Below are 19,361 nucleotides of genomic sequence, written 5' to 3'. Positions count from 1 at the left end.
ATCCGCACAATCTCACGCAACATATTCTGGCATGGAGTCTCGATCATGAAATTTCGCAAGCCACTGCTGTCCACTCTCGCTGCCGGCGCCTTCGCGATAGCCGGTCAGCTGATCGCCCAGAACGCACCGCCGTCTTCGCCGACAGGACAGGATATGCCCGCCCCGGCAACCTCGACGCAGCCAATGCCCTCTCCCTCGCCAGCGCCCTCCTCCGCTTCGACCAGTGGTCAGGCGGCGCAGGGGCAAGTCATCGTGCGGAGCGTTCCGCCACCGGCGCCTACGATCGGCCCGGCGCCTCCATTCGAACAGCTGTCCGGCGGCAAGAAGTCGATTTCAGAGGAACAAGCCGCCGCCTATCCACCGCTGGCCAACGATTTCATCCACGCCGACACCAACCGCGACGGTCACATCAGCAAGACCGAATACACCAACTGGACCAAGCAGCTCTGACGGTCCGTCCCATCGAGCCGGTCGTGATCGCATCATGGCCGGCTCTCGTTTTGCCGGTCTCGGTCATGGTTTCCCGCCTCAGCCGGGTTGCATGGACTGGGCTGCAGCCTCGACCGCCTGGGAAACTCGTTCCTGATGAAGCCTCCTTCCGCCGTCCCGCTACTGGTACTGACCGCCGTCCTGATTGCCCCATCCGCGCATGCACAAAACCCGGACCCGTCCGATATCCGCGCCTGTACTGCGATCGAGAGCGATGCCCAAAGGCTGGCCTGCTACGACCACGCTACGGGACGGGTGAATCTGCCTGCCGCGCAGAAACGGGTGAACACGGCAACGGCCGCGCCGAACATTTTCAGCCGTGACCGCAAAGACACGACGGCCGCGGTGGAAACCAACAGCGAAGTGGCGCGGCCGCTCTCGCTGCTCGACAGCCGCTGGGAACTGTCGCCCGAGAGCAAGCTGGGCACCTTCAACATCCGAGGCTACCAGCCGGTGTATGTGCTGCCGGTGTTCGCCACCAGCGACCAGAACAAGCAGCCGCACAGCCCGAATCCCGACAACACGGTGGCGCACAGCGAGCAGCTGGACAATGTCGAGATGAAATTCCAGCTCAGCCTGAAAACCAAGGTGTGGCAGGGAGTATTCGGCGATGCCGGCGACGTGTGGGTCGGCTACACCCAGTCCTCGCGCTGGCAGGTCTACAACACGAAGCAGTCGCGGCCGTTCCGCGAGACCAATTACGAGCCCGAGGCGATGCTGGTGTTCAACACCGACTATCGCCTGCTCGGCTGGGATGGCCGCTTGCTTGGCGTCGGCTTCGACCATCAGTCCAACGGGCGCGGCAACCCGCAATCGCGCGGCTGGAACCGGGTGATCGCGAACATCGGTTTCGAACGCAACGGCTGGACGGTGATGATTCGGCCGTGGTGGCGCATACCCGAAGCGCGCATCACCGACGACAATCCCGACATCAGCGACTACATGGGACGCGGCGAGATCCAGATCGTCCATGAATGGCGCGGCCAGGAATTCGGCATGATGCTGCGCGACTCGTTCCGCGGCGGCAGCCGCCAGCACGGCGCCGCCAAATTCAGCTGGAGCTTCCCGATCGCCGGCAACCTGCGCGGCTATGCGGAAGTGTTCAAGGGCTACGGCGAAAGCCTGATCGACTACAATCACAACGCCACCTATGCCGGCGTGGGTATTTCACTGCTCGACTGGTATTGAGCCGGCTGAAAAAATGAAGGTCCGGCGATGCAGCATCGCCGGACCTTGGTCATATCAGGGTGCAACCGCTACGCTCAGTGGTGATGACCGCCCGCGCCGTGCACGTGACCGTGCGCCAGCTCTTCTTCGGTGGCGGCGCGCAGATCGGTCACTTCGATCGCGAAATGCAAGGTCTTGCCGGCCAGCGGATGATTGCCGTCGATGAACACCTTGTCGTCCTCGATCTTGGTCACGGTGACGTTGATCTCGCCCTGCGGGCCACGACCCTGGAATTGCATGCCGGGCTGGATGTCCGCGACACCCTGGAAGGCCTCGCGCGGCACTTCCTGCATCAGCTCGGCGTGATGCACGCCGTAACCCTCTTCGGGGCTCACGTCGGCGATGAATTTGTCGCCGACCGCGCGGCCTTCCATCTGCTTTTCCAGGCCGGGCACGATCTGGCCGCTGCCATGCAGGTAGGTCAACGGCTCGCGGCCTTCGGAACTGTCGATGACCTGACCCTCGTCATCGGTCAGCGTGTAGTGGAAGGCAGCAACGGAGTTCTGGGCAATCTGCATGTGAATCTCGCGAATAAGTTCAAGTCCGCCGGCCAGGTGCCGACACGAACGCGCAAGGTTACCAGAACACGGCAAAACGCCCCCGACCGCGGCGGGGTTGGCGATCGTCTACCCCTCAACCGCCCAGCCGCACCAGCGTGTCCTTGCCGATCTTCTCCGGCGTATCGGTGGAGGCGTAGCGCTTCACCACCTGGCCTTCCGCGTCGACCAGGAATTTGGTGAAATTCCACTTGATCGACTCGCTGCCCAGGATGCCCTTGCCCTCGCTCTTCAGCCACTTGTACAGCGGATCGGCCTGTTCGCCGTTCACCTCGATCTTGGCGAACATCGGGAAAGTCACGTCGTACTGCGTGCTGCAGAACGTCTTGATCTCGGTCTCATCGCCCGGCTCCTGATGGCCGAACTGGTCGCACGGAAAGCCCAGCACCACCAGCCCGCGATCGCGCTGATCCTGCCACAACGTCTCCAGTCCCTTGTATTGCGGCGTGAAACCGCACTTGGACGCAACATTGACGATCAGCAAGGTCTTGCCGCGCCATTCGGCGAGCGAGCGCTGATTGCCGTCGATATCGCGGGCGCTGAAATCGTAGACACTGGACATGGCCGGACTCCCTCTGATTGGATCAATCAGGCAGTCTACGCCATTGCGTGTGACGCCCGTGGCATAGAATGGCGCTCCCAGCCGCAGGCCCAGGTCCGTCGTGATCCGCTTTGTCGATGTCCACAAGTCCTACCGTGTCGACGGCAAGGACATTCCCGCGCTGCAACCCTTCAGCCTCGACATTGCCGATGGCGAGGTGTTCGGCATCATCGGCCTGTCCGGTGCCGGCAAATCGACGCTTATACGGCTGATCAACCTGCTCGAACGACCCAGCGGCGGCGGCATCTTCATCAACGACGTCGAGATGACTGCACTGGCCGAACCGGCGCTACGCGCGCAGCGGCGCAGAATCGGCATGATCTTCCAGCACTTCAACCTGCTCGCCTCGCAAACGGTGGCGGACAATGTCGCGTTTCCGATGCGGCTGGCGGGCGAACGCGACCCCGCCGTCCTGCGTGCCCGTGTCGACGAGCTGCTGGCAAGGGTCGGGCTCACGGCGCACACCGACAAGTATCCGTCGCAGCTTTCCGGCGGCCAGAAGCAGCGCGTCGGCATCGCCCGCGCGCTGGCCAACCGGCCCTCGATCCTGCTGTGCGACGAGGCCACCAGCGCACTCGACCCGCAGACCACTGCAGCGGTGCTCGACCTGCTGGCCGAGATCAACCGCGAGCTGAAGCTCACTATCGTGCTGATCACCCATGAGATGGACGTGGTACGGCGCGTCTGCGATCGGGTGGCGGTGCTGGATGCCGGCGTGATCGTGGAGCGCGGTTCGGTGGCCGACGTGTTCCTGCATCCGCAACACGCCACCACCAGGCGCTTCGTCAACGAGGCATTGCCGGAGGAAGCGGCGAGCGAACTGGCACCGTTCGCCCAGGTGCCCGGACGCATCCTGCGGCTGAGCTTCCGCGGCGACACCACGCTGACCCCGGCACTGGGCCGCGTCGCGCGCGAGACGGGAATCGACTTCAACATCCTTGCCGGCCGCATCGACCGCATCAAGGACCTGCCCTACGGCCAGCTCACCCTGGCCATGCAGGGCGCCGGCGTGGACGCCGCCCTGGTGGCACTGCGCGAGGCCGGCATCGAGATCGAGGAGTTGCACCGATGAACATGCTGCAGACACTGTTTCCCAATATCGACGACTGGGGCGAGATCGGCCACGCCTGCATCGATACCTTGCTGATGCTTGGCGGCTCGCTGCTGCTCACCATCCTGATCGGCCTGCCGCTGGGCGTGCTGCTGTACCTCACCGGCAAGGGCCAGCTGCGCCCGATGCCCAAGCTCTATGCGGTCACCTCGCTGCTGGTGAACATCCTGCGCTCGGTGCCGTTCATCATCCTGATGATCGTGTTGATGCCGGTGACTTATTTCCTCGTCGGCACCAAGCTCGGCATCCGCGGCGCGATTCCGCCGCTGGTGATCGGCGCCGCGCCGTTCTTCGCGCGGCTGGTGGAAACCGCGCTGCGCGAAGTGCAGCAAGGCGTGATCGAAGCCAGCCAGGCGATGGGCGCCAGCCTGTGGCAGATCGTGCGCCATGTGCTGCTGCCCGAGGCGCGCGGCGGCCTGTTCGCCGGCATCACGGTCACCGCGATCGCCCTGGTCGGCTATACCGCCATGGGTGGCGCGATCGGCTCCGGCGGCCTCGGCGACCTCGCCTATCGCTACGGCTATCTCAGCTACAAGTCCGACTACATGCTGGTCACCGTGGCGCTGCTGATCGTCCTGGTACAGCTGCTGCAGATGATCGGCGATCGCATCGTGATGCGTTATAAGCGACGCTGATTTGGTTATTTGCGTTCGGCGGTGTGCGCAGCCAACCTTTGTTGGCCGCCCATGAGAAATCGCCGCCATGAGTTTGCTGCTTGCCGCCGTCGCCTTCGTCCTGGCCCTGCTCCTGCTGGCCGGCTATGTCGCGCCCAAGGCGTGACGCGTTACCGGCAACGGCCGTCCCATCAAGTTGAGCCCATCGGTTTGTGTTTGGCGGTATAGACGGCTTATCATTGTGCGCCGCACAAGCGAATATTCATCATGAGACTGCTGTTCGCCACCGCCCTGACCCTGTTCTTGCTCACGGGCTGTTCCACGCCCAAGGAAGATGGCCAGACACTTCGCGTGGCCGCCACCGCGATTCCTCATGCCGAAATCCTCAAGCAGGCCAAGCCGCTGCTGGCGAAGGAAGGCGTGGATCTGCAGATCAAGGTGTTCGCCGACTACGTGCAACCGAACACGCAACTGGTCGAGAAGAACATCGACCTGAACTATTTCCAGACCAAGCCTTATCTGGACACGTTCAATCGCGAGCACGGCGCCCATCTCGTGACCATTACCGGCGTGCACATCGAGCCGTTCGGTGCGTATTCGCACAAATTCAAGAGCATCGATCAGTTGCCCGACGGCGCCAGCGTGACCATCCCGAACGACCCCAGCAACGGCAGCCGCGCGCTGCTGCTGTTGGCGAAACACGGCCTGATCACGTTGAAAGACCCGAGCAACGAGCTTTCCACTCTGAAGGACATCACGGCGAACCCGAAGCATCTGCAGTTCCGCGAGCTGGAGGCGGCGATGCTGCCGCGCACGCTGGACGAGGTGGACCTCGCGTTGATCAATACCAACTACGCGCTGGCGGCCGGCCTGAATCCCACCAAAGACGCGCTGCTGATCGAGGACCGCAATTCGCCCTACGTGAACTACCTGGTCGGCCGCCCCGACAACCAGAACGATCCGCGCGTGCAGAAACTGGCCAAGGTGCTGAACAGCCCGGAGATCAGGGCGTTCATCGAGCAGAAGTACCACGGCGCCGTGTTGCCGGCTTTCTGAGCGCAGCCGGCTTCCCGGCGGAATGAACTAAAGCCCCTGCGTCGCAGGTATCTGGAATACCTGGCGCAGGTAGGTCACGTACGCCGCGTCCTCGCACATGTTCTTGCCCGCCGAGTCGCTGAGCTTGGCCACCGGCTGGCCGTTGCAGCGGATCATCTTGATCACGATCTGCAGCGGCGTCGGCCCTACATCGTTGGTCAGGTTGGTGCCGACGCCGAACGCAAGCAGGCAGCGATCGCGGAAGTACGCGTACAGCTGCATCACCTTCGGGACGTCGAGGCCGTCGCTGAACACCAGCACCTTGCTGCGCGGATCGACCCGGTTCGCGCGGTAATGCGCCAGCACCTTGTCGCCCCAGGCGAACGGGTCGCCGGAATCGTGCCGGGTGCCGTCGAACAGCTTGCAGAAGTACATGTCGAAATCGCGCAGGAACGCTTCGAGTCCGTAGACATCGGACAAGGCGATGCCGAGATCGCCGCGGTATTCCTTCGCCCACGCTTCCAGCGCAGCCACCTGCGAATCGCGCAGACGCGGGCCCAGCGCCTGATGCGCCTGCAGATATTCGTGCGCCAGCGTACCCAGCGGAGTCAGGTTGAGCTGGCGCGCCAGCCACACATTGCTGGTGCCCGCCAGCTGCGCGCCCAGTCCGTCGCGCAACTCGGTCACCACTTCGCGCTGCCACGTCCGCGAGTAGCGCCGACGCGTACCGTAATCGGCGATCTTGCAGCCGGCGTAATCCGGCGTATCGCGCAATAACGCGATCTTAGCCCGCAGCCGCCGCCTGCCCTCGGCCAGGTCGAGGTCCGCGCTGGTATGGCGGAAATAGACTTCGTTGATGATGGCCAGCAGCGGCACTTCGAACAGGATCGTATGCAGCCACGGCCCGCGGATGCGGATCTCGATCTCGCCGTTGCCCGCCGCGGCCGGCGCAATCTCCACGTACTTCTCGTTGAGCTGGAACAGCCCCAGGAAATCGACGAAGTCGCTCTTGATGAAGCGCCAGCCGCGCAGATAGTCCAGCTCGTCCGCCGCGAAGCGCAGCTGGCACAACGCCGCCAGCTCGGCGCGGATCTCCTCGATGTACGGCACCAGGTCGATGCCCGGGTTGCGGCACTTGAAGCGGTACTCGACCTGGGCAGCCGGATACTGATGCAGCACCACCTGCATCATCGAGAATTTGTACAGGTCGGTATCGAGCAGCGAATCGATGATCATCAGTGGCCCAGGCACGATTAAGAGGTGCGCATGAGCCATTATCCATGCCGAAGCGCATCCCACGCGAACCGCCGTCGGTTTCGCACAAAAAAAAACTCCATCCGCCAGGGGAGGACGGATGGAGTTTGTCAGGTGGCCTCCAGGGGAGGTAAGGCCAGCCCCTCAGTGGCTCGATGTGCTGCGCCACTTCCTGTCGCCATCACGGCGATACGTGTGCTTAGTGTAGCCATTGCGGTGAGAGTTCAATGCGCATGCCGGGATTTGTTCAGCTCTCCGACAGGCTCGCCGGACGACCGAGAGGAATGCATGTCGCCGCAGCAGCTGGCCTTACAATTTCTTCACGCCTTCCCCGGAGCTAGTCATGAAGTTGCTGTGCCTGCTTACACTCGGGCTGATGCTCCTGAGCGCAATCGCGCCTGCGCGGGGCGCCGAGCTGAAGATCGATCTCGGCCACGGCGTCACCACTTATCGCACCGAAACCCTGCTGGCACGCCACGACGTGCGAACGATCGACGTACCCGGAGACGTCGCGTTCCATCGCGCGATGCGTTACCGCGCGGTACCCCTGACTGCGCTGCTCGAGGGCATCGGCACCGGCGATCACCTGCAGTTCGTCGCCGGCGATGGTTTCGCCGCCGAGATTCCCGCTGCGCTGCTGTTGAACAGACAGGGCAGCGAAGCGTGGCTGGCGATCGAGGACCCGACGCAGCCGTGGCCCGCATTGGGCAAGGACCATGGCCACGCCGGCCCCTTCTACATTGTATGGACCCGGCCACAGGCCGCCCAGGTGAATCCGGAACAATGGCCGTATCAGCTGGCATCCATTCGCAAACTGGACGGCGTGGCCGCGCGCTTTCCGGCGATCCTGCCCGATCCGTCGCTGCCCGCGGACAGCGCGGTGCAACGCGGTTTCGTGGTGTTCCGGCACACTTGTTTCGCCTGCCACACGCTCAACGGCCAAGGCGACGCGAGACTCGGGCCGGACCTGAATCTCCCGCACAATCCGACGGAATACCTGCGCGCCGACCTGCTGCGCGCCTTCATCCGCAATCCGCAGTCACTGCGGCAATGGCCACAGGCGAAGATGCAGGGATTCGACGCGAAGACGCTGTCCGATGCCGATCTCGACGCCGTGCTCGCCTACCTGCGGCATATGGCCGGGCGCAAGGCCGTTCATTGAGGCCGAGCCCGCGGCCAGGCGCCATCAACGATATGGCTGTGCGTCCCGCCGCCGCCATGCTCGAGCGGCGCCGGCGGAGCCACCTCACTGGCCAAGCAGCGCCTGCAGCGATTTCTCGCGCAGTGCTTTCGGTTTGCGCGCCAGCTCGCGCACACCGGCATAGAACGCCGGCCACTGGCGCTCAGCCTGCCGAAACAGTGCGGCGAAGGCCGGGGTCCACTGCTCATACAGACCGAACGGCAGCAGCCGCGCGTTGTTGATCGGTTGCGCGACCCAGCTGTCGTAGCGATGATCGTGCGGCCAGTTACGCTCGCGCCACTGCGCGTAACGCGCGCGGAACGCCTCGATCTCGCGGCGCTTGCCGGTGGCCATGGATGCCTCATCCACACCGCTGGCATAGAGCGCCTTCAGGCGTTCGCGCAGATCCAGCGCCAGCCGGGTGAAGCCGTCATCCATCTTCTGCACGTGATCGTCCTGCGGCGGCAGGCCGCGCGACTGCCGCCATTCGCGCAAGCCTTCGGCCTGCACGAAAGTGGCGAAGGATTCGTTGAACGCAGTGTCGCCCTTCACATAGATCAGCTGGTGCGCCAGCTCGTGGAAAATCGTGCCGGCCAGTTCGTCGTCATCCCAGCGCAGCATGCTGGAGAGGATAGGGTCGGCGAACCAGCCCAGGGTGGAATACGCCGGCACGCCGCCGACCCAGGCGTCATCGCCGCGCGCCTGCAGCCGGGCCGCGTCGGCCCTGGCATCGGCCTCGCGGAACCAGCCCCGGTACGCCACGCATCCGGTGATAGGGAAACACTGCGGCACCGCTTTCACCGAATAGCGTGGCGTGGCAAACACGTTCCACACCACGTACGACCGATGCAGTTCGACGTAGCCGATGTAGCTGCGATTGTCAGGCAGTGCCAGTCGCCGCGAGGCGAACCGGCGCGCCTGCCGGGCCAGCTGCAGGCGCGCGGCGAGCTTCGGGTCGGTGGCCGGATCGCGCACAAGTTCGTCCAGCGCGCGGCGGTGAGCGATCAGCTCGCCCTGGCCGCGCGCCGCCTGCACGTAGTAACGCAGGCTGCTGCAAGCACACAGCACAAGGCCCACCGCCGCGATGACGATGAGCCTTGGGAAGCGAGTGCTGGAGGACACGAAGCGGGATCGGGACATCCCGCGATTGTGCCCGAAGGATCAGCGATGCTCAGCGACGATCACGATGGTCAATGATCGTCGTGGTGGCGGGTATCGCGGCGGCCACGACTGCCGGACGACTGATGGCCTTGTCTGCCGCTGTCATGACCACGGTGGTCGCCACCCCGATAGCCGCCGCGATCATGGTCGTGGTAGCCACCGTGGTAACCGCCGCCCCCGTAGTAGCGATAGCGCGGGCCGCTGTAATAGTCGATGCTCAGGCCCGGCGCGTAACAACATCCGTAATAGCCGCTGCCGTAGTAATAATTATCGTAGTAGCCCGGTGCCACATAGTAGGCGTTGCCACCGTAGCCGTAGTACGCATCGCCGCGATAACCGCCGCCGCGCACGTAGCTGTAACCCGGATCGTAATAGCAGCCTGACAACGCCGCGAAGGCGGCGATCAGGGCGAAGCTGGCCAACAGGCGTTTCATGATCCGTCTCCACCAAGTGACGGTACTACGCTAGGACGCCATGCTTGAACGTCTACTGAGCTTTCGGCGCATGGCCGACCGGCATTTACCTGCCAGCCATGTGCAAATACCGAAAGGACATCGCCCGAAGGCTGCCGTCGAGTGGCAGCCGCCGATCAGTCCTTGCGCTTGCTCTGCTCGCCGCGCTGCGGCGCCAGCACGCGGCCATCGCCGCCCGCGCCGCCTTCGGCCGATATCGGCGGATGCAACTCCGCGCCATTCGACGCCGGATGCGCCTGATCGGCGTCGGGCCAGCTCGGCCCTTGCCGGACCCGTTCCTGCTTCGCCTCCAGCAGCGCCTGGATCTTCGCCACCGCATCTTCCTGGCTGATGTGCTGGATCGGCGCCTCCACCGGTATGGCCGGTACGGTTTTGCGTACAGCTGACTTGGGACTGGCGGGAACGGGCTTGGCAGACGGACGCTTGACGGCTTTGGGAGCCACCGGCCTGCCGGCTGCCGCTTTCCTCTGTACGACTTTCTTCGTGGAGGCCTTCTTTACCGCAACCTTCTTTACGGCGACCTTCTTGGCGACGGGCTTTTTGACGACGGCCTTCTTCGCGGCCGGCTTCCTGGTCGCGGCCTTTTTTGCCACCGCTTTCTTCGCGGCCGCCTTTTTCACGGCGGGCTTCTTCGCCGCGGGTTTGCGTACGGCGGTCTTCTTTGTCGCTGATTTCCTGGCGGCGACTTTCTTCGCTGCCGCCTTGCGCGGCGCCGGCTTGGCGGCGCTGCGTGAGGCTGCTTTCTGAGCAGACGTTTTCTTCTTGACGGGTGCCTTCTTTGCCGCGGACTTCTTCGCAGCCGACTTGCGGGTCATAGCCATGCGTTCGTTCTCCTGCGGTGATCGATGGGACCATGCCAGTATGCGCGCATGCGCCACTGCAGGCATCCTTCGCCGCAGGATCCATTCATCATCGGCGCATCGGAAGGAAGGTCCTGCCAACAATGGATCGCTCATCGCATGCCGGGATGCAGCAGCGCATCGAGAAAATGCGGCAGTACCCGCTGGTTCACCAGCAAGGTGAAGACCACGCCGTACGCCGCGCCCCACAGATGCGCGCTGTGGTTGACGTTGCCGTGCCCGCGGCGGTCCATGTAGATCGAGTAGCCGGTGTACAGCAAGGCATAGATGATCGCGGGAATGGGAATCGCGAAGAAGACATTGATGGTCGCCCACGGCGCCAACAGGATGAACGCGAACAGCACGGCCGACACCGCGCCGGAAGCACCCAGACTGCGGTAGTTCGGGTTGTCGCGATTCTTCAGGTAAGTCGGCAGGATCGACACCACCAGGCCGCCGAGATAGAACAGGGCAAACCCGAAGGTGCCCAGCGCCCTGGTGAAGAATCCTTCCATCGCCTGGCCGAAGAAATACAGCGTCAGCATGTTGACGAACAGATGGGAGAAGTCCGCGTGTACGACCCCGTAGGTCACCAGCCGGTGGTATTCGCGCTGGCGGGCGATCGCCGGGGGCCACAGGATCAGGTCGTTCATCAACCGGATGTTCTTGAAGGCCATGAACGAGACGATGCTGGTGATGGCGACGATGACCAGGGTGATAGGCATGAACGTTCCCGCGGCAGATGCGCAAAGCGTGGCATCTTGGCGTGCCGGCCCACGCTTGTCGACTTTCCGCAGGCGCCGCCGCCTGCCTGGCCATCGCTTATGTCCTGCCCGCGGCGCTGATATTCCGAAAGATCACTGCCCAGGACACCGCCGCACCGCTATGATCCGGCGTTTTACGCGGCCGTTTGCCGCCTGACGGATCTATCGATGGCCTCGCTCCGTTACCTGCACCTGGACGTCTTTGCCGCCACCCTCGGCGGCGGCAATCATCTTGGCGTGGTGATCGGCGCGGAGGGCTGGAGCGACCAGGCGATGCAGCGTTTCGCGCGCTGGACGGCGCTGGTCGAGACTACCTTCCTGCTGCCGCCGACCGATCCGAAAGCGAGCTATCGGGTGCGCATCTTCACCCCGAACAAGGAAATCCCGTTCGCAGGCCATCCCAGCATCGGCAGCGCGCATGCCGCGCTGGCCTGCGGACTGGCCGAAACCTGCGACGGCCTGCTGTGGCAGGAGTGCGGCGCCGGGGTGCTGCCGATCCGTGTCGAGGGCAACGGCCACGGCCGCGAGCTGCTGCTGCAGTCGCCCGGTGAACGCGTGCTGGATACCGGCCCCGCAGCGCATCCGCTGCTGCCGGCGGCACTGGCCGGCATCGAACTCGGCGTGCTGCCGCCGGCGCTGGTCGACGGCGGGCGGCGCTGGTGGCTGGCCGAGGTCGCCGACGAAGCCGGCCTGCGGGCATGGCAGCCCGATCATGCGGCGATCGGCGCGCTGGCGCGGGCCAGCGACAGCATGGGGTTGTGCGCCTTCGCAAGAAGCGCCCATCCCGACTATCAACTTGTCGTGCGCGCGCTCCCCGCTGGCGTCGGCATCGTCGAGGATCCCGCCTCGGGCGCCGCCAATGGCCTGATCGCTGCCTATATCGCGCATGCCGAACCGCACGGCACGCTGGCGCGCGGCTACCAGGTCAGCCAGGGGCGCGAGATCGGCCACGATGCGCGGCTGGTCGTGCGGATCGACGGTACGTCGATCTGGGTCGGCGGACGCAGCCATACCGTAGTCGACGGCACGCTGGCGTGGGACCCGCAAGGCTGAGCGACCGGTTCACCCGACGGCACCTGCCGTCCATTCCGCCGTCGTAGGAGCGCACCCTGTGCGCGATCGCCGTTGACCCGGGTCCGGGCAAGAGCTTTCGCGCACAAGGCATGCTTCTACAGGGGCTCGTCCAGGTGGGCGCGGCGCGCGGCCACCAGCGCCAGCGCCGACCAGTCCAGTTCCGCATCGCCGGCGGCCAGCGCCTCCAGCAAGCTGTCGCGCAACACGCCGGCGAACGGCAACGGCACCCGTGCCGCCGATCCTGCCGTCAAAGCCAGCTCGACATCCTTCAGGCCCAGCGGCAGCGTGAATCCGGCCGGCTTGAAGCGCTGCTCGGCGATCAGCTTGCCGTAGCCCTGGTAAGCCGGCGCAGCGAACAGAGTATTGGTCATCACGTCGAGGAAATCCGCCGCGCTGACGCCGTGCCCGCGGGTCAGCGCGGTCGCCTCGGCCATGCTCTCGATCGCCGCCGCCAGCATGAAGTTGCCGGCGATCTTCGCCACGTTCGCGCGCTCCGGCGCGTCGCCCAGCGGCCACAGCTTGCTGCCCATCGCGTCCAGCAACGGCCGCACTCTTTCGATCGCCGCCGACGAGCCGGCGACAAGGATATTCAGCTTCGCCGCGGCCGCCACGTCCGGACGTCCAAATACCGGCGCCGCGACGTACTCCAGCCCGCGTTTCGCATGTTCCTCCGCGAGCTGCCGTGCCAGCGCCACCGAGATCGTGGCGTGATTCACATGCACCGTGCCGCGATCCATCGCATCGAGCAGGCCGCCGTCGAGGAACACCTCGCGCACCGCCTGGTCGTTCGCCAGCATGCTGCACAGCACCTCGCCCTGCGCGGCCCGATCGGCCGTGCGCGCCACCTTGGCGCCGAGCGAGGCCAGCGGTCCGGTCGCCGCTTCGGAGCGATTCCACACGGTCAGCGCATGGCCGGCCGCCAGCAGGTTGCTGGCCATCGCGCTACCCATCGCGCCAAGACCGATAAATCCGACTTTCATGCAGGCATCCTCATCGTCGACTGCCGCGCAGTGAAGCATGCGATGTGTTCATGATGCGCGAAGTCGCGAGCTAGACGGCTTCACCCGCCGCCTGTCCCGATGCCCACGCCCACTGGAAGTTGTAGCCGCCCAGCCAGCCGGTGACGTCCACCACCTCGCCGATGAAATACAGCCCCGGCACCAGCTTCGACTGCATCGTGCTGGAGGACAGTCCGTCGGTATCGACCCCGCCCAGGGTGACCTCGGCGGTGCGGTAGCCTTCGGTGCCGCTGGCTGTGATCGGCCACGCGTTGAGCTGCGTACCGATCTGGCCCAGTTCGGCGTCGCGGTACTGGCGCATCGGGCGGCTCTCAAACCATTGCTCGCACAGGCGCTGCGCCAGCCGCTTCGGCAGCACGTCGCCGAGCACGGTCTTCAGTTCCGCCAGCGGCCGCGCCGCGCGCTGGCCGATCAGCCATTCGCCGGCCTGCTGATCCGGCAGCAGGTCGATGCGCAGATCATCGCCGGGTTTCCAGTACGAGGAAATCTGCAGGATGGCCGGCCCGCTGATGCCGCGATGGGTGAACAGCAGACCAGCACGAAAACTTTGCTTGCCCACGCGCGTCTCGACCGCAGGCAGCGCCACGCCGGCCAGGTCCTGGTAATGCTCCTGATGCTTGCCGCTCAAGGTCAGCGGCACCAGTCCGGCACGCATGGGCAGCACGGCATGGCCGAACTGGCGGGCCAGTTCGTAACCGAACCCGCTGGCGCCCATGCTGGGAATCGACAGGCCGCCGCTGGCCACCACCAGCGACTCGGCATGTACTTCGCCGCGCGCGGTGAGCACGCTGAAACCTTCCGGCGTCTTGCGCACTCTCTGCACACCGCAGTTCGCTTCCACCGTGACATCGGCGGCGGCACATTCGTCCAGCAGCATGCGCACGATCTGCTTGGACGAGTCGTCGCAGAACAGCTGCCCCAGCTCCTTCTCGTGATAGGCGATGCGGTGCTTCTCGACCAGCGCGATGAAATCGGCCGGGGTGTAACGCGCCAGCGCGGACTTGGCAAAATGCGGATTGGCCGAGAGGTAGTTCGCCGGGGTCGCTCCGGTATTGGTGAAATTGCAGCGGCCGCCGCCGGACATCAGGATCTTCTTGCCGACCTTGTTGGCGTGATCGACGACCAGCACGCGGCGGCTCCGCTGGCCCGCGGCGATCGCGCACATCAGCCCGGCGGCGCCGGCGCCGATGACCAGCACGTCCATTTTCACGAATCCGCACCCTTACACCGCACAAGTCGCGCATTATCGCCCAGTCGCATCGCTTACACTTTGCCCCTGTTTCCAGCGAGCCGCCGCCATGCCTTCCTTTGACGTGATCTCCGAAGTCGACAAACACGAACTGACCAACGCGGTCGACCAGGCCAACCGCGAGCTGTCCACCCGCTTCGACTTCAAGGGCCAGGACGCGTCGTACACGCTGGACGAGTTCGTCATCACGCAGAGCGCACCCAGCGAATTCCAGCTGCAGCAGATGCTGGACATCCTGCGCGCCCGGCTGGTGGCGCGGAAGATCGACATTCGCGCACTCGATGTCGGCGACCCGGAAACCAACCTGGGTGGCTCGCGGCAGAAGATCACCGTCAAGCAAGGCATCGAGCAGCCGGTCGCGAAGAAACTGGTCGCCTCGCTGAAGGCCGCCAAGCTCAAGGTCGAGGCACAGATCAACGGCGACAAGCTGCGCGTCACCGGCAAGAAGCGCGATGACCTGCAGGATGCCATGGCCGTGCTGCGCAAGGCCGATGTCGAGCTGCCGCTGCAGTTCGACAATTTCCGCGATTGAACGCACATGGCCTTCTTGGCGATTGAACGCACATCGCCCCCTTGGCGATTGAACGCGCATCGCCCCCTTGGCGATCGAACGCACATCACCCCCTTGGCGATTGAACGCGCATCGCCCCCTTGGCGATCGAACGCGCATCGCTTCTTGTAGGAGCCCGCTGGCGGGCGATGCTTTTGCTTTGATGATTGGTAGGAAAAATTAAAACAAGAGCATCGCCCGCTAGCGGGCTCCTACCGCAAGGGCGGAGGTTCTAGGTTTTGGAGAGCAGCCGGCCGCCCATCACGGCGTTGACTGCCACCACGACGGCTACCGCCAGCGCGTGTGTCAGCAGATCGGTGGCGGCGGCGTCGAACGCGTGGCAGATCTCCAGCAGGCTGGCCGAGGCGGCGGCGCTGGCCAGCCCGATCAGCACCGCGGTGAGCACCGGCCGCAACGGGCAGGCGCGGCGCACCAGCAGGATCAGCAGCGCGGACAGCGGGATCGAGAAGCTGATGATGAAGACCAGGCAATCGGCCGACTGATGCATGGTGGGGAGCTGGGTCCCGGCAGCGACTACATTCCGCAGGTGCAGCCGCAGGCAGCCGAGGCCGCTGGCTCCGATCCACAGCACGGCTCCGGGCAACGGCAACCATGCCCAGGCCGTCGGACGCCCCGGCACACCCAGCGCGAACGCAGCCCAGGCCGCCGTGATCGCGGTGATCACCGCGCCCATGCCGGCCCAGCCCAGATCCGGCGTGGCGGCCCAGCGCCGCAACATCGGATCTGCGCCGTAATGCATCAGCAGTACGGCGGCGATCGCCGCCACCACCAGCATCCAGCCGACGGTGCGCAGCCATGGCGGCAGCAGACGCCGCACCGGCACCAGGTCGGTGCCGAGGCGGTCGATCAGTGCCTCATGGGATCGCAGATCGGACATGGTCTCAGTGCTCTCCATGGAAACGTTCGCGCAGCGCCTTCAGCGCGCGATGCAGGTTCACTTTCAATGCGCCGCTATTGCGGCCGGTCAGCTCGGCCGCCTCGCTCAGCGAGAGCTCGCGCAGGCCCAGTTGCTCCACCGCCTCGCGCTGCCCCGGCGGCAATTCGGCGATCGCCTCATGTAAACGTTGAGCGCGCTGCCCGCTTTCGGTGACGGCACTGGCATCGTCGACGTCGGGGTGGCTGTCGAGCGCGAATTCGTCGTGCAGCTCGCGACTGTCGCGACGCCCACGGCTGCGCAGCGCATCGATCGCCCGGCGATTGGCTATCGCGGTGATCCAGGCATCGTAGGAACGGGCCGGATCGTAGGTGTGACGCACGCGGTGCACGGTGATCAGGGTTTCCTGCACCACGTCATCCAGATGATCGTGCGCCACGCCCTGCCGCCGCGCCGCCGCGCGGATCAATGCCACCGAATCGGCCAGCAGCTTCTCGTAGGCGCGCCGGTCGCCCGCCTGCGCAGCAGCCATCCACGCCGCCCGACGCTGGTCGGGCGTTTCGTTGCTGCTGGCGGTGGCGGCTGCGGCAGGCACGGTCCAGACGAGACTCATCCCACGGGGAAGTCCACTATCTAGACCCATGAAGCCGGTGGCGGTCAAGGGTTGCGACATGCTCGGTCCACAAAGGAACACTTGAATGACCTTCGCTGCATCCGCCGCAGGGGTTACCTCGTAGCTGCTGGCACCCCGCAGGTAACCGCTGCCGGCCTGCCGGCGAATAACCAGGCAACCTCCCTCGGATGACGCTCCCATGCTCGTGTTGATCCTCGCCTACCTCGGCGGCGTACTGACCATCCTCAGCCCCTGCATCCTGCCGGTGCTGCCGTTCGTGTTCGCCCGCTCCGACCGCCCGTTCATGCGCAACGGTCTGCCGATGCTGCTGGGCATGGCGATCACCTTTGCCGTGGTGGCCACGCTGGCTGCACTGGGCGGTGGCTGGGCGGTGCATGCGAACCAGTACGGCCGCTACGTCGCGATGGTGGTGCTGGCCTTTCTGGGCCTGACCTTGCTGTCGACTCATCTGGCCGAATGGATCAGCCGCCCGTTCGTGGCGCTGGGCAACCGGTTGTCGCAGCGCTCGGCCGGCGACGGCGAATCGATCTGGGGCGCTGCCGGCCTCGGCGTCGCCACCGGCCTGCTGTGGGCACCGTGCGCGGGTCCCATCCTCGGCCTGCTGCTGACCGGCGCGGCGCTGAACGGCGCCAGCGTGCAGACCACCTTGCTGCTGCTCACCTACGCGGCCGGCGCGGCGACTTCGCTGGGGCTGGCGCTGCTGATCGGCGGCAAGGTCTTCGGCTTGATGAAGCGCTCGCTGGGCGCCGGCGAGTGGGTCCGCCGCGCACTCGGCGTGCTGGTGCTGTGCGGCGTCGCCGCGATCGCACTGGGTCTGGATACCGGCCTGCTCACCCGTGTCTCGCTGGCCAGCACCGGCGGTATCGAACAGAAGCTGATCAACGCCGTTCGCCCTGCACCGGCGCCCGAAGCGGCGCTGAAAGCCGGCGAACCGCTGCCGGTGGAAGGCCAGATGCCGTCGCTGGCCGGCGCCACGCAATGGCTCAACAGCCCGCCGCTGACCAGCGAATCGCTGCGCGGCAAGGTGGTGCTGGTCGATTTCTGGACGTATTCCTGCATCAACTGCATCCGCTCGCTGCCGTATGTGCGCGGCTGGGCCGACAAGTACAAGGATCACGGCCTGGTGGTGATCGGCGTGCACGCACCGGAATTCGCGTTCGAGAAAGATCCGGCCAACGTGGCCAAGGCGGTCAAGGATCTTGGTGTCGATTACCCGGTCGCGCTGGACAATGACTACGCGATCTGGAAAGGCTTCAACAACGAATACTGGCCGGCGCATTACTTCATCGACCCCGCCGGACAGATCCGCCATCACCATTTCGGCGAGGGCAACTACCGGGAAAGCGAGGACGTGATCCGCCAGCTGCTGACCGTGGCGGGCCAGAAGAATCTGCCGGGGGGCTACGTCAGCGACAACCATCAAGGCGTCGAGGCAGCCGCATCGAACGATCCCACCCGCTCGCCGGAAACGTACGTCGGTTATGCCCGCGCGCAGAACTTCGTCGGCGGACGCGTAGCGAACGACGAGGAGCAGGACTACCGCGTCCCCGGCACGCTGGCGGCCGACCAGTGGTCGCTGGGCGGGCACTGGACCGTGCGTGACGAAAATGCGCAGCTGGAGCAGGCCGGCGGCAGCATCGTCTACCGCTTCCGCGGCCGCGACCTGCACCTGGTGCTCGGCCCTGCCGGCGACGGCAAGCCGGTCCGCTTCCGCGTCACCATCGACGGCAAGGCGCCCGGCGCCGATCACGGCATGGACACCGACGCCGACGGCAACGGCACCGTCACCAGCCAGCGCCTGTACCAGCTGGTGCGCCAGGCCAGCGGCAGCGGCGAGCGGCTGTTCCAGATCACCTTCCTCGATCCCGGCGTGCAGGCCTACGCATTCACGTTCGGCTGATTCGACCTCGGCAGGAGCGCACCCTGTGCGCGATGGCTTCCGCGAGATGCAGCAAAAAGCATCGCGCACAGGGTGCGCTCCTACCCAAAGTACCTTTCCAACCCCCGGAGGTTGCCATGTCACGCATTGATGAAACCCTCGCGATGGATCGCCGCCGTTTCCTGCGCGCGACGCTCGCCGGCGGCGCGCTGCTGGCCGTCGGCGGCGGCCTGGTCGTGCCGCGCCTGTTCGCTGCCGACAACACGCCGGTCGGCCGGCCCGGCAACGTGCTGCTGGAAATCTTCGGCGACGACGGCCGCGACCTCGGCCCCCGCCAGGTACCCAAACTGGTCCTGACCGACGCGCAATGGCGTCGGCGGCTGTCGCCGGCCTCGTACGAGATCATGCGCCGCGACGGCACCGAGCCGGCGTTCAGCGGCGAACACGAGAAGCCCGCCGTCGCCGGCCTGTTTCGCTGCATGGCCTGTTCCACGGCGCTGTATGACGCCGCCACCGAATTCGATTCCGGCACCGGCTGGCCCAGCTTCTGGCAGCCGATCGCCAGGCGCAACGTGATCGAATACAGCGACCGCACGTTCGGCATGGAACGCACCGCGATCAGCTGCGCCGGCTGCGACAGCCACCTCGGCCACGTCTTCGACGACGGCCCGCCGCCGACCGGGCTGCGCTACTGCATGAATTCGGTGGCGTTGCGGTTCGTGGCGCGGACGAAAGCCTGAATAAACCTTGATGTAA

At 65.3% G+C, this 19,361-nt stretch carries 21 protein-coding genes; 10 read left to right on the top strand and 11 right to left on the bottom strand.

Annotated elements, in window-relative coordinates:
• Positions 1 to 45: 45 nt before the first annotated feature.
• Together ACFPPB_RS01315 and ACFPPB_RS01310 are read left to right on the top strand one after the other, a co-directional pair.
• Entirely contained in the window at positions 46 to 450 is a 405-nt protein-coding gene (locus tag ACFPPB_RS01315; RefSeq protein WP_377323607.1) for a hypothetical protein, read from the top strand.
• 135 nt (positions 451 to 585) lie between these two features.
• Complete coding sequence (locus ACFPPB_RS01310; RefSeq protein WP_377323605.1) at positions 586 to 1,677, top strand: phospholipase A; 1,092 nt, start codon at positions 586 to 588, stop codon at positions 1,675 to 1,677.
• 74 nt (positions 1,678 to 1,751) lie between these two features.
• Here the strand turns inward: ACFPPB_RS01310 and ACFPPB_RS01305 are convergent, their stop codons facing one another.
• Together ACFPPB_RS01305 and ACFPPB_RS01300 are read right to left on the bottom strand one after the other, a co-directional pair.
• Positions 1,752 to 2,234: an FKBP-type peptidyl-prolyl cis-trans isomerase gene (locus ACFPPB_RS01305; protein ID WP_377323603.1), complete on the bottom strand. Its 483-nt coding sequence runs from the start codon at positions 2,232 to 2,234 to the stop codon at positions 1,752 to 1,754.
• 115 nt (positions 2,235 to 2,349) lie between these two features.
• Complete coding sequence (locus tag ACFPPB_RS01300) at positions 2,350 to 2,835, bottom strand: glutathione peroxidase (protein ID WP_377323601.1); 486 nt, start codon at positions 2,833 to 2,835, stop codon at positions 2,350 to 2,352.
• A 100-nt stretch (positions 2,836 to 2,935) separates the two neighbouring features.
• Here ACFPPB_RS01300 and ACFPPB_RS01295 point away from each other — a divergent pair, with 100 nt between their 5' ends.
• The 3 genes from ACFPPB_RS01295 (at position 2,936) to ACFPPB_RS01285 (ending at position 5,655) form a co-directional block, all read left to right on the top strand.
• Positions 2,936 to 3,946 (top strand): methionine ABC transporter ATP-binding protein, encoded by a 1,011-nt coding sequence (locus ACFPPB_RS01295; protein WP_377323599.1) that lies wholly within the window; start codon positions 2,936 to 2,938, stop codon positions 3,944 to 3,946.
• A complete protein-coding gene (locus tag ACFPPB_RS01290) occupies positions 3,943 to 4,620 on the top strand; it encodes a methionine ABC transporter permease (protein WP_377323597.1) in 678 nt (225 codons plus the stop codon). The genes ACFPPB_RS01295 and ACFPPB_RS01290 overlap by 4 nt, the downstream gene beginning before the upstream one ends.
• A 246-nt stretch (positions 4,621 to 4,866) precedes the next feature.
• Complete coding sequence (locus ACFPPB_RS01285) at positions 4,867 to 5,655, top strand: MetQ/NlpA family ABC transporter substrate-binding protein (protein WP_377323595.1); 789 nt, start codon at positions 4,867 to 4,869, stop codon at positions 5,653 to 5,655.
• 27 nt (positions 5,656 to 5,682) lie between these two features.
• On the opposite strand, the gene pncB is transcribed toward ACFPPB_RS01285, so the two are convergent.
• A complete protein-coding gene (gene pncB, locus ACFPPB_RS01280) occupies positions 5,683 to 6,870 on the bottom strand; it encodes a nicotinate phosphoribosyltransferase (RefSeq protein ID WP_377323593.1) in 1,188 nt (395 codons plus the stop codon).
• A 361-nt stretch (positions 6,871 to 7,231) separates the two neighbouring features.
• On the opposite strand from pncB, the gene ACFPPB_RS01275 reads away from it, so the two are divergent.
• Positions 7,232 to 8,050 (top strand): c-type cytochrome, encoded by an 819-nt coding sequence (locus tag ACFPPB_RS01275; protein ID WP_377323591.1) that lies wholly within the window; start codon positions 7,232 to 7,234, stop codon positions 8,048 to 8,050.
• 84 nt (positions 8,051 to 8,134) lie between these two features.
• On the opposite strand, the gene ACFPPB_RS01270 is transcribed toward ACFPPB_RS01275, so the two are convergent.
• From ACFPPB_RS01270 to ACFPPB_RS01255, 4 genes are all read right to left on the bottom strand, one after another.
• On the bottom strand, positions 8,135 to 9,145 hold the full coding sequence (locus ACFPPB_RS01270; protein ID WP_377323842.1) for an aminopeptidase: 1,011 nt from the start codon (positions 9,143 to 9,145) through the stop codon (positions 8,135 to 8,137).
• A gap of 113 nt (positions 9,146 to 9,258) precedes the next feature.
• Positions 9,259 to 9,663 (bottom strand): hypothetical protein, encoded by a 405-nt coding sequence (locus tag ACFPPB_RS01265; RefSeq protein ID WP_377323589.1) that lies wholly within the window; start codon positions 9,661 to 9,663, stop codon positions 9,259 to 9,261.
• Positions 9,664 to 9,818: 155 nt separating this feature from the next.
• The gene (locus ACFPPB_RS01260; protein ID WP_377323587.1) at positions 9,819 to 10,658 is read right to left on the bottom strand and encodes a histone H1-like repetitive region-containing protein; all 840 of its coding nucleotides are present in this window, start codon (positions 10,656 to 10,658) and stop codon (positions 9,819 to 9,821) included.
• On the bottom strand, positions 10,655 to 11,266 hold the full coding sequence (locus ACFPPB_RS01255) for a rhomboid family intramembrane serine protease (RefSeq protein WP_377323585.1): 612 nt from the start codon (positions 11,264 to 11,266) through the stop codon (positions 10,655 to 10,657). Before ACFPPB_RS01255 ends, ACFPPB_RS01260 begins: the two co-directional genes overlap by 4 nt.
• 207 nt (positions 11,267 to 11,473) lie before the next feature.
• Here ACFPPB_RS01255 and ACFPPB_RS01250 point away from each other — a divergent pair, with 207 nt between their 5' ends.
• Positions 11,474 to 12,358 (top strand): PhzF family phenazine biosynthesis protein, encoded by an 885-nt coding sequence (locus ACFPPB_RS01250; protein WP_377323583.1) that lies wholly within the window; start codon positions 11,474 to 11,476, stop codon positions 12,356 to 12,358.
• A gap of 116 nt (positions 12,359 to 12,474) precedes the next feature.
• Here ACFPPB_RS01250 and ACFPPB_RS01245 read toward each other — a convergent pair whose 3' ends face one another.
• Both ACFPPB_RS01245 and ACFPPB_RS01240 read right to left on the bottom strand, forming a co-directional pair.
• On the bottom strand, positions 12,475 to 13,359 hold the full coding sequence (locus tag ACFPPB_RS01245; RefSeq protein ID WP_377323581.1) for an NAD(P)-dependent oxidoreductase: 885 nt from the start codon (positions 13,357 to 13,359) through the stop codon (positions 12,475 to 12,477).
• Positions 13,360 to 13,429: 70 nt separating this feature from the next.
• Positions 13,430 to 14,602, bottom strand: a complete 1,173-nt coding sequence (locus tag ACFPPB_RS01240) for a BaiN/RdsA family NAD(P)/FAD-dependent oxidoreductase (protein ID WP_377323579.1) — start codon at positions 14,600 to 14,602, stop codon at positions 13,430 to 13,432.
• 94 nt (positions 14,603 to 14,696) lie between these two features.
• Here ACFPPB_RS01240 and ACFPPB_RS01235 point away from each other — a divergent pair, with 94 nt between their 5' ends.
• Positions 14,697 to 15,179, top strand: a complete 483-nt coding sequence (locus ACFPPB_RS01235) for a YajQ family cyclic di-GMP-binding protein (RefSeq protein ID WP_377323577.1) — start codon at positions 14,697 to 14,699, stop codon at positions 15,177 to 15,179.
• Positions 15,180 to 15,429: 250 nt separating this feature from the next.
• Here ACFPPB_RS01235 and ACFPPB_RS01230 read toward each other — a convergent pair whose 3' ends face one another.
• Together ACFPPB_RS01230 and ACFPPB_RS01225 are read right to left on the bottom strand one after the other, a co-directional pair.
• A complete protein-coding gene (locus ACFPPB_RS01230) occupies positions 15,430 to 16,095 on the bottom strand; it encodes an NrsF family protein (protein WP_377323575.1) in 666 nt (221 codons plus the stop codon).
• A gap of 4 nt (positions 16,096 to 16,099) precedes the next feature.
• On the bottom strand, positions 16,100 to 16,705 hold the full coding sequence (locus ACFPPB_RS01225; RefSeq protein WP_377323573.1) for an RNA polymerase sigma factor: 606 nt from the start codon (positions 16,703 to 16,705) through the stop codon (positions 16,100 to 16,102).
• A 199-nt stretch (positions 16,706 to 16,904) separates the two neighbouring features.
• Between ACFPPB_RS01225 and ACFPPB_RS01220 the strand changes: the two genes are divergently transcribed.
• On the top strand, positions 16,905 to 18,626 hold the full coding sequence (locus ACFPPB_RS01220; protein WP_377323571.1) for a cytochrome c biogenesis protein DipZ: 1,722 nt from the start codon (positions 16,905 to 16,907) through the stop codon (positions 18,624 to 18,626).
• Positions 18,627 to 18,742: 116 nt separating this feature from the next.
• Entirely contained in the window at positions 18,743 to 19,345 is a 603-nt protein-coding gene (msrB, locus tag ACFPPB_RS01215; RefSeq protein WP_377323569.1) for a peptide-methionine (R)-S-oxide reductase MsrB, read from the top strand.
• Positions 19,346 to 19,361 lie beyond the last annotated feature (16 nt).

The sequence above is a fragment of the Rhodanobacter terrae genome (assembly GCF_042657005.1).
Taxonomy (GTDB): domain Bacteria; phylum Pseudomonadota; class Gammaproteobacteria; order Xanthomonadales; family Rhodanobacteraceae; genus Rhodanobacter; species Rhodanobacter terrae.
The sequence above is the reverse complement of the archived record's forward strand: the minus strand, read 5'-3'. Positions and strand labels throughout refer to the sequence as shown.

Excerpts from the sequence above, each read along its gene's own strand:
- ACFPPB_RS01315 (WP_377323607.1), top strand. The coding sequence starts at position 46 with ATGAAATTTCGCAAGCCACTGCTGTCCACTCTCGCTGCCGGCGCCTTC.
- ACFPPB_RS01310 (WP_377323605.1), top strand. The coding sequence starts at position 586 with ATGAAGCCTCCTTCCGCCGTCCCGCTACTGGTACTGACCGCCGTCCTG.
- ACFPPB_RS01305 (WP_377323603.1), bottom strand. The coding sequence starts at position 2,234 with ATGCAGATTGCCCAGAACTCCGTTGCTGCCTTCCACTACACGCTGACC.
- ACFPPB_RS01300 (WP_377323601.1), bottom strand. The coding sequence starts at position 2,835 with ATGTCCAGTGTCTACGATTTCAGCGCCCGCGATATCGACGGCAATCAG.
- ACFPPB_RS01290 (WP_377323597.1), top strand. The coding sequence starts at position 3,943 with ATGAACATGCTGCAGACACTGTTTCCCAATATCGACGACTGGGGCGAG.
- ACFPPB_RS01285 (WP_377323595.1), top strand. The coding sequence starts at position 4,867 with ATGAGACTGCTGTTCGCCACCGCCCTGACCCTGTTCTTGCTCACGGGC.
- pncB (WP_377323593.1), bottom strand. The coding sequence starts at position 6,870 with ATGATCATCGATTCGCTGCTCGATACCGACCTGTACAAATTCTCGATG.
- ACFPPB_RS01275 (WP_377323591.1), top strand. The coding sequence starts at position 7,232 with ATGAAGTTGCTGTGCCTGCTTACACTCGGGCTGATGCTCCTGAGCGCA.
- ACFPPB_RS01265 (WP_377323589.1), bottom strand. The coding sequence starts at position 9,663 with ATGAAACGCCTGTTGGCCAGCTTCGCCCTGATCGCCGCCTTCGCGGCG.
- ACFPPB_RS01260 (WP_377323587.1), bottom strand. The coding sequence starts at position 10,658 with ATGAGCGATCCATTGTTGGCAGGACCTTCCTTCCGATGCGCCGATGAT.
- ACFPPB_RS01255 (WP_377323585.1), bottom strand. The coding sequence starts at position 11,266 with ATGCCTATCACCCTGGTCATCGTCGCCATCACCAGCATCGTCTCGTTC.
- ACFPPB_RS01250 (WP_377323583.1), top strand. The coding sequence starts at position 11,474 with ATGGCCTCGCTCCGTTACCTGCACCTGGACGTCTTTGCCGCCACCCTC.
- ACFPPB_RS01245 (WP_377323581.1), bottom strand. The coding sequence starts at position 13,359 with ATGAAAGTCGGATTTATCGGTCTTGGCGCGATGGGTAGCGCGATGGCC.
- ACFPPB_RS01240 (WP_377323579.1), bottom strand. The coding sequence starts at position 14,602 with ATGGACGTGCTGGTCATCGGCGCCGGCGCCGCCGGGCTGATGTGCGCG.
- ACFPPB_RS01235 (WP_377323577.1), top strand. The coding sequence starts at position 14,697 with ATGCCTTCCTTTGACGTGATCTCCGAAGTCGACAAACACGAACTGACC.
- ACFPPB_RS01230 (WP_377323575.1), bottom strand. The coding sequence starts at position 16,095 with ATGTCCGATCTGCGATCCCATGAGGCACTGATCGACCGCCTCGGCACC.
- ACFPPB_RS01225 (WP_377323573.1), bottom strand. The coding sequence starts at position 16,705 with ATGAGTCTCGTCTGGACCGTGCCTGCCGCAGCCGCCACCGCCAGCAGC.
- ACFPPB_RS01220 (WP_377323571.1), top strand. The coding sequence starts at position 16,905 with ATGCTCGTGTTGATCCTCGCCTACCTCGGCGGCGTACTGACCATCCTC.
- msrB (WP_377323569.1), top strand. The coding sequence starts at position 18,743 with ATGTCACGCATTGATGAAACCCTCGCGATGGATCGCCGCCGTTTCCTG.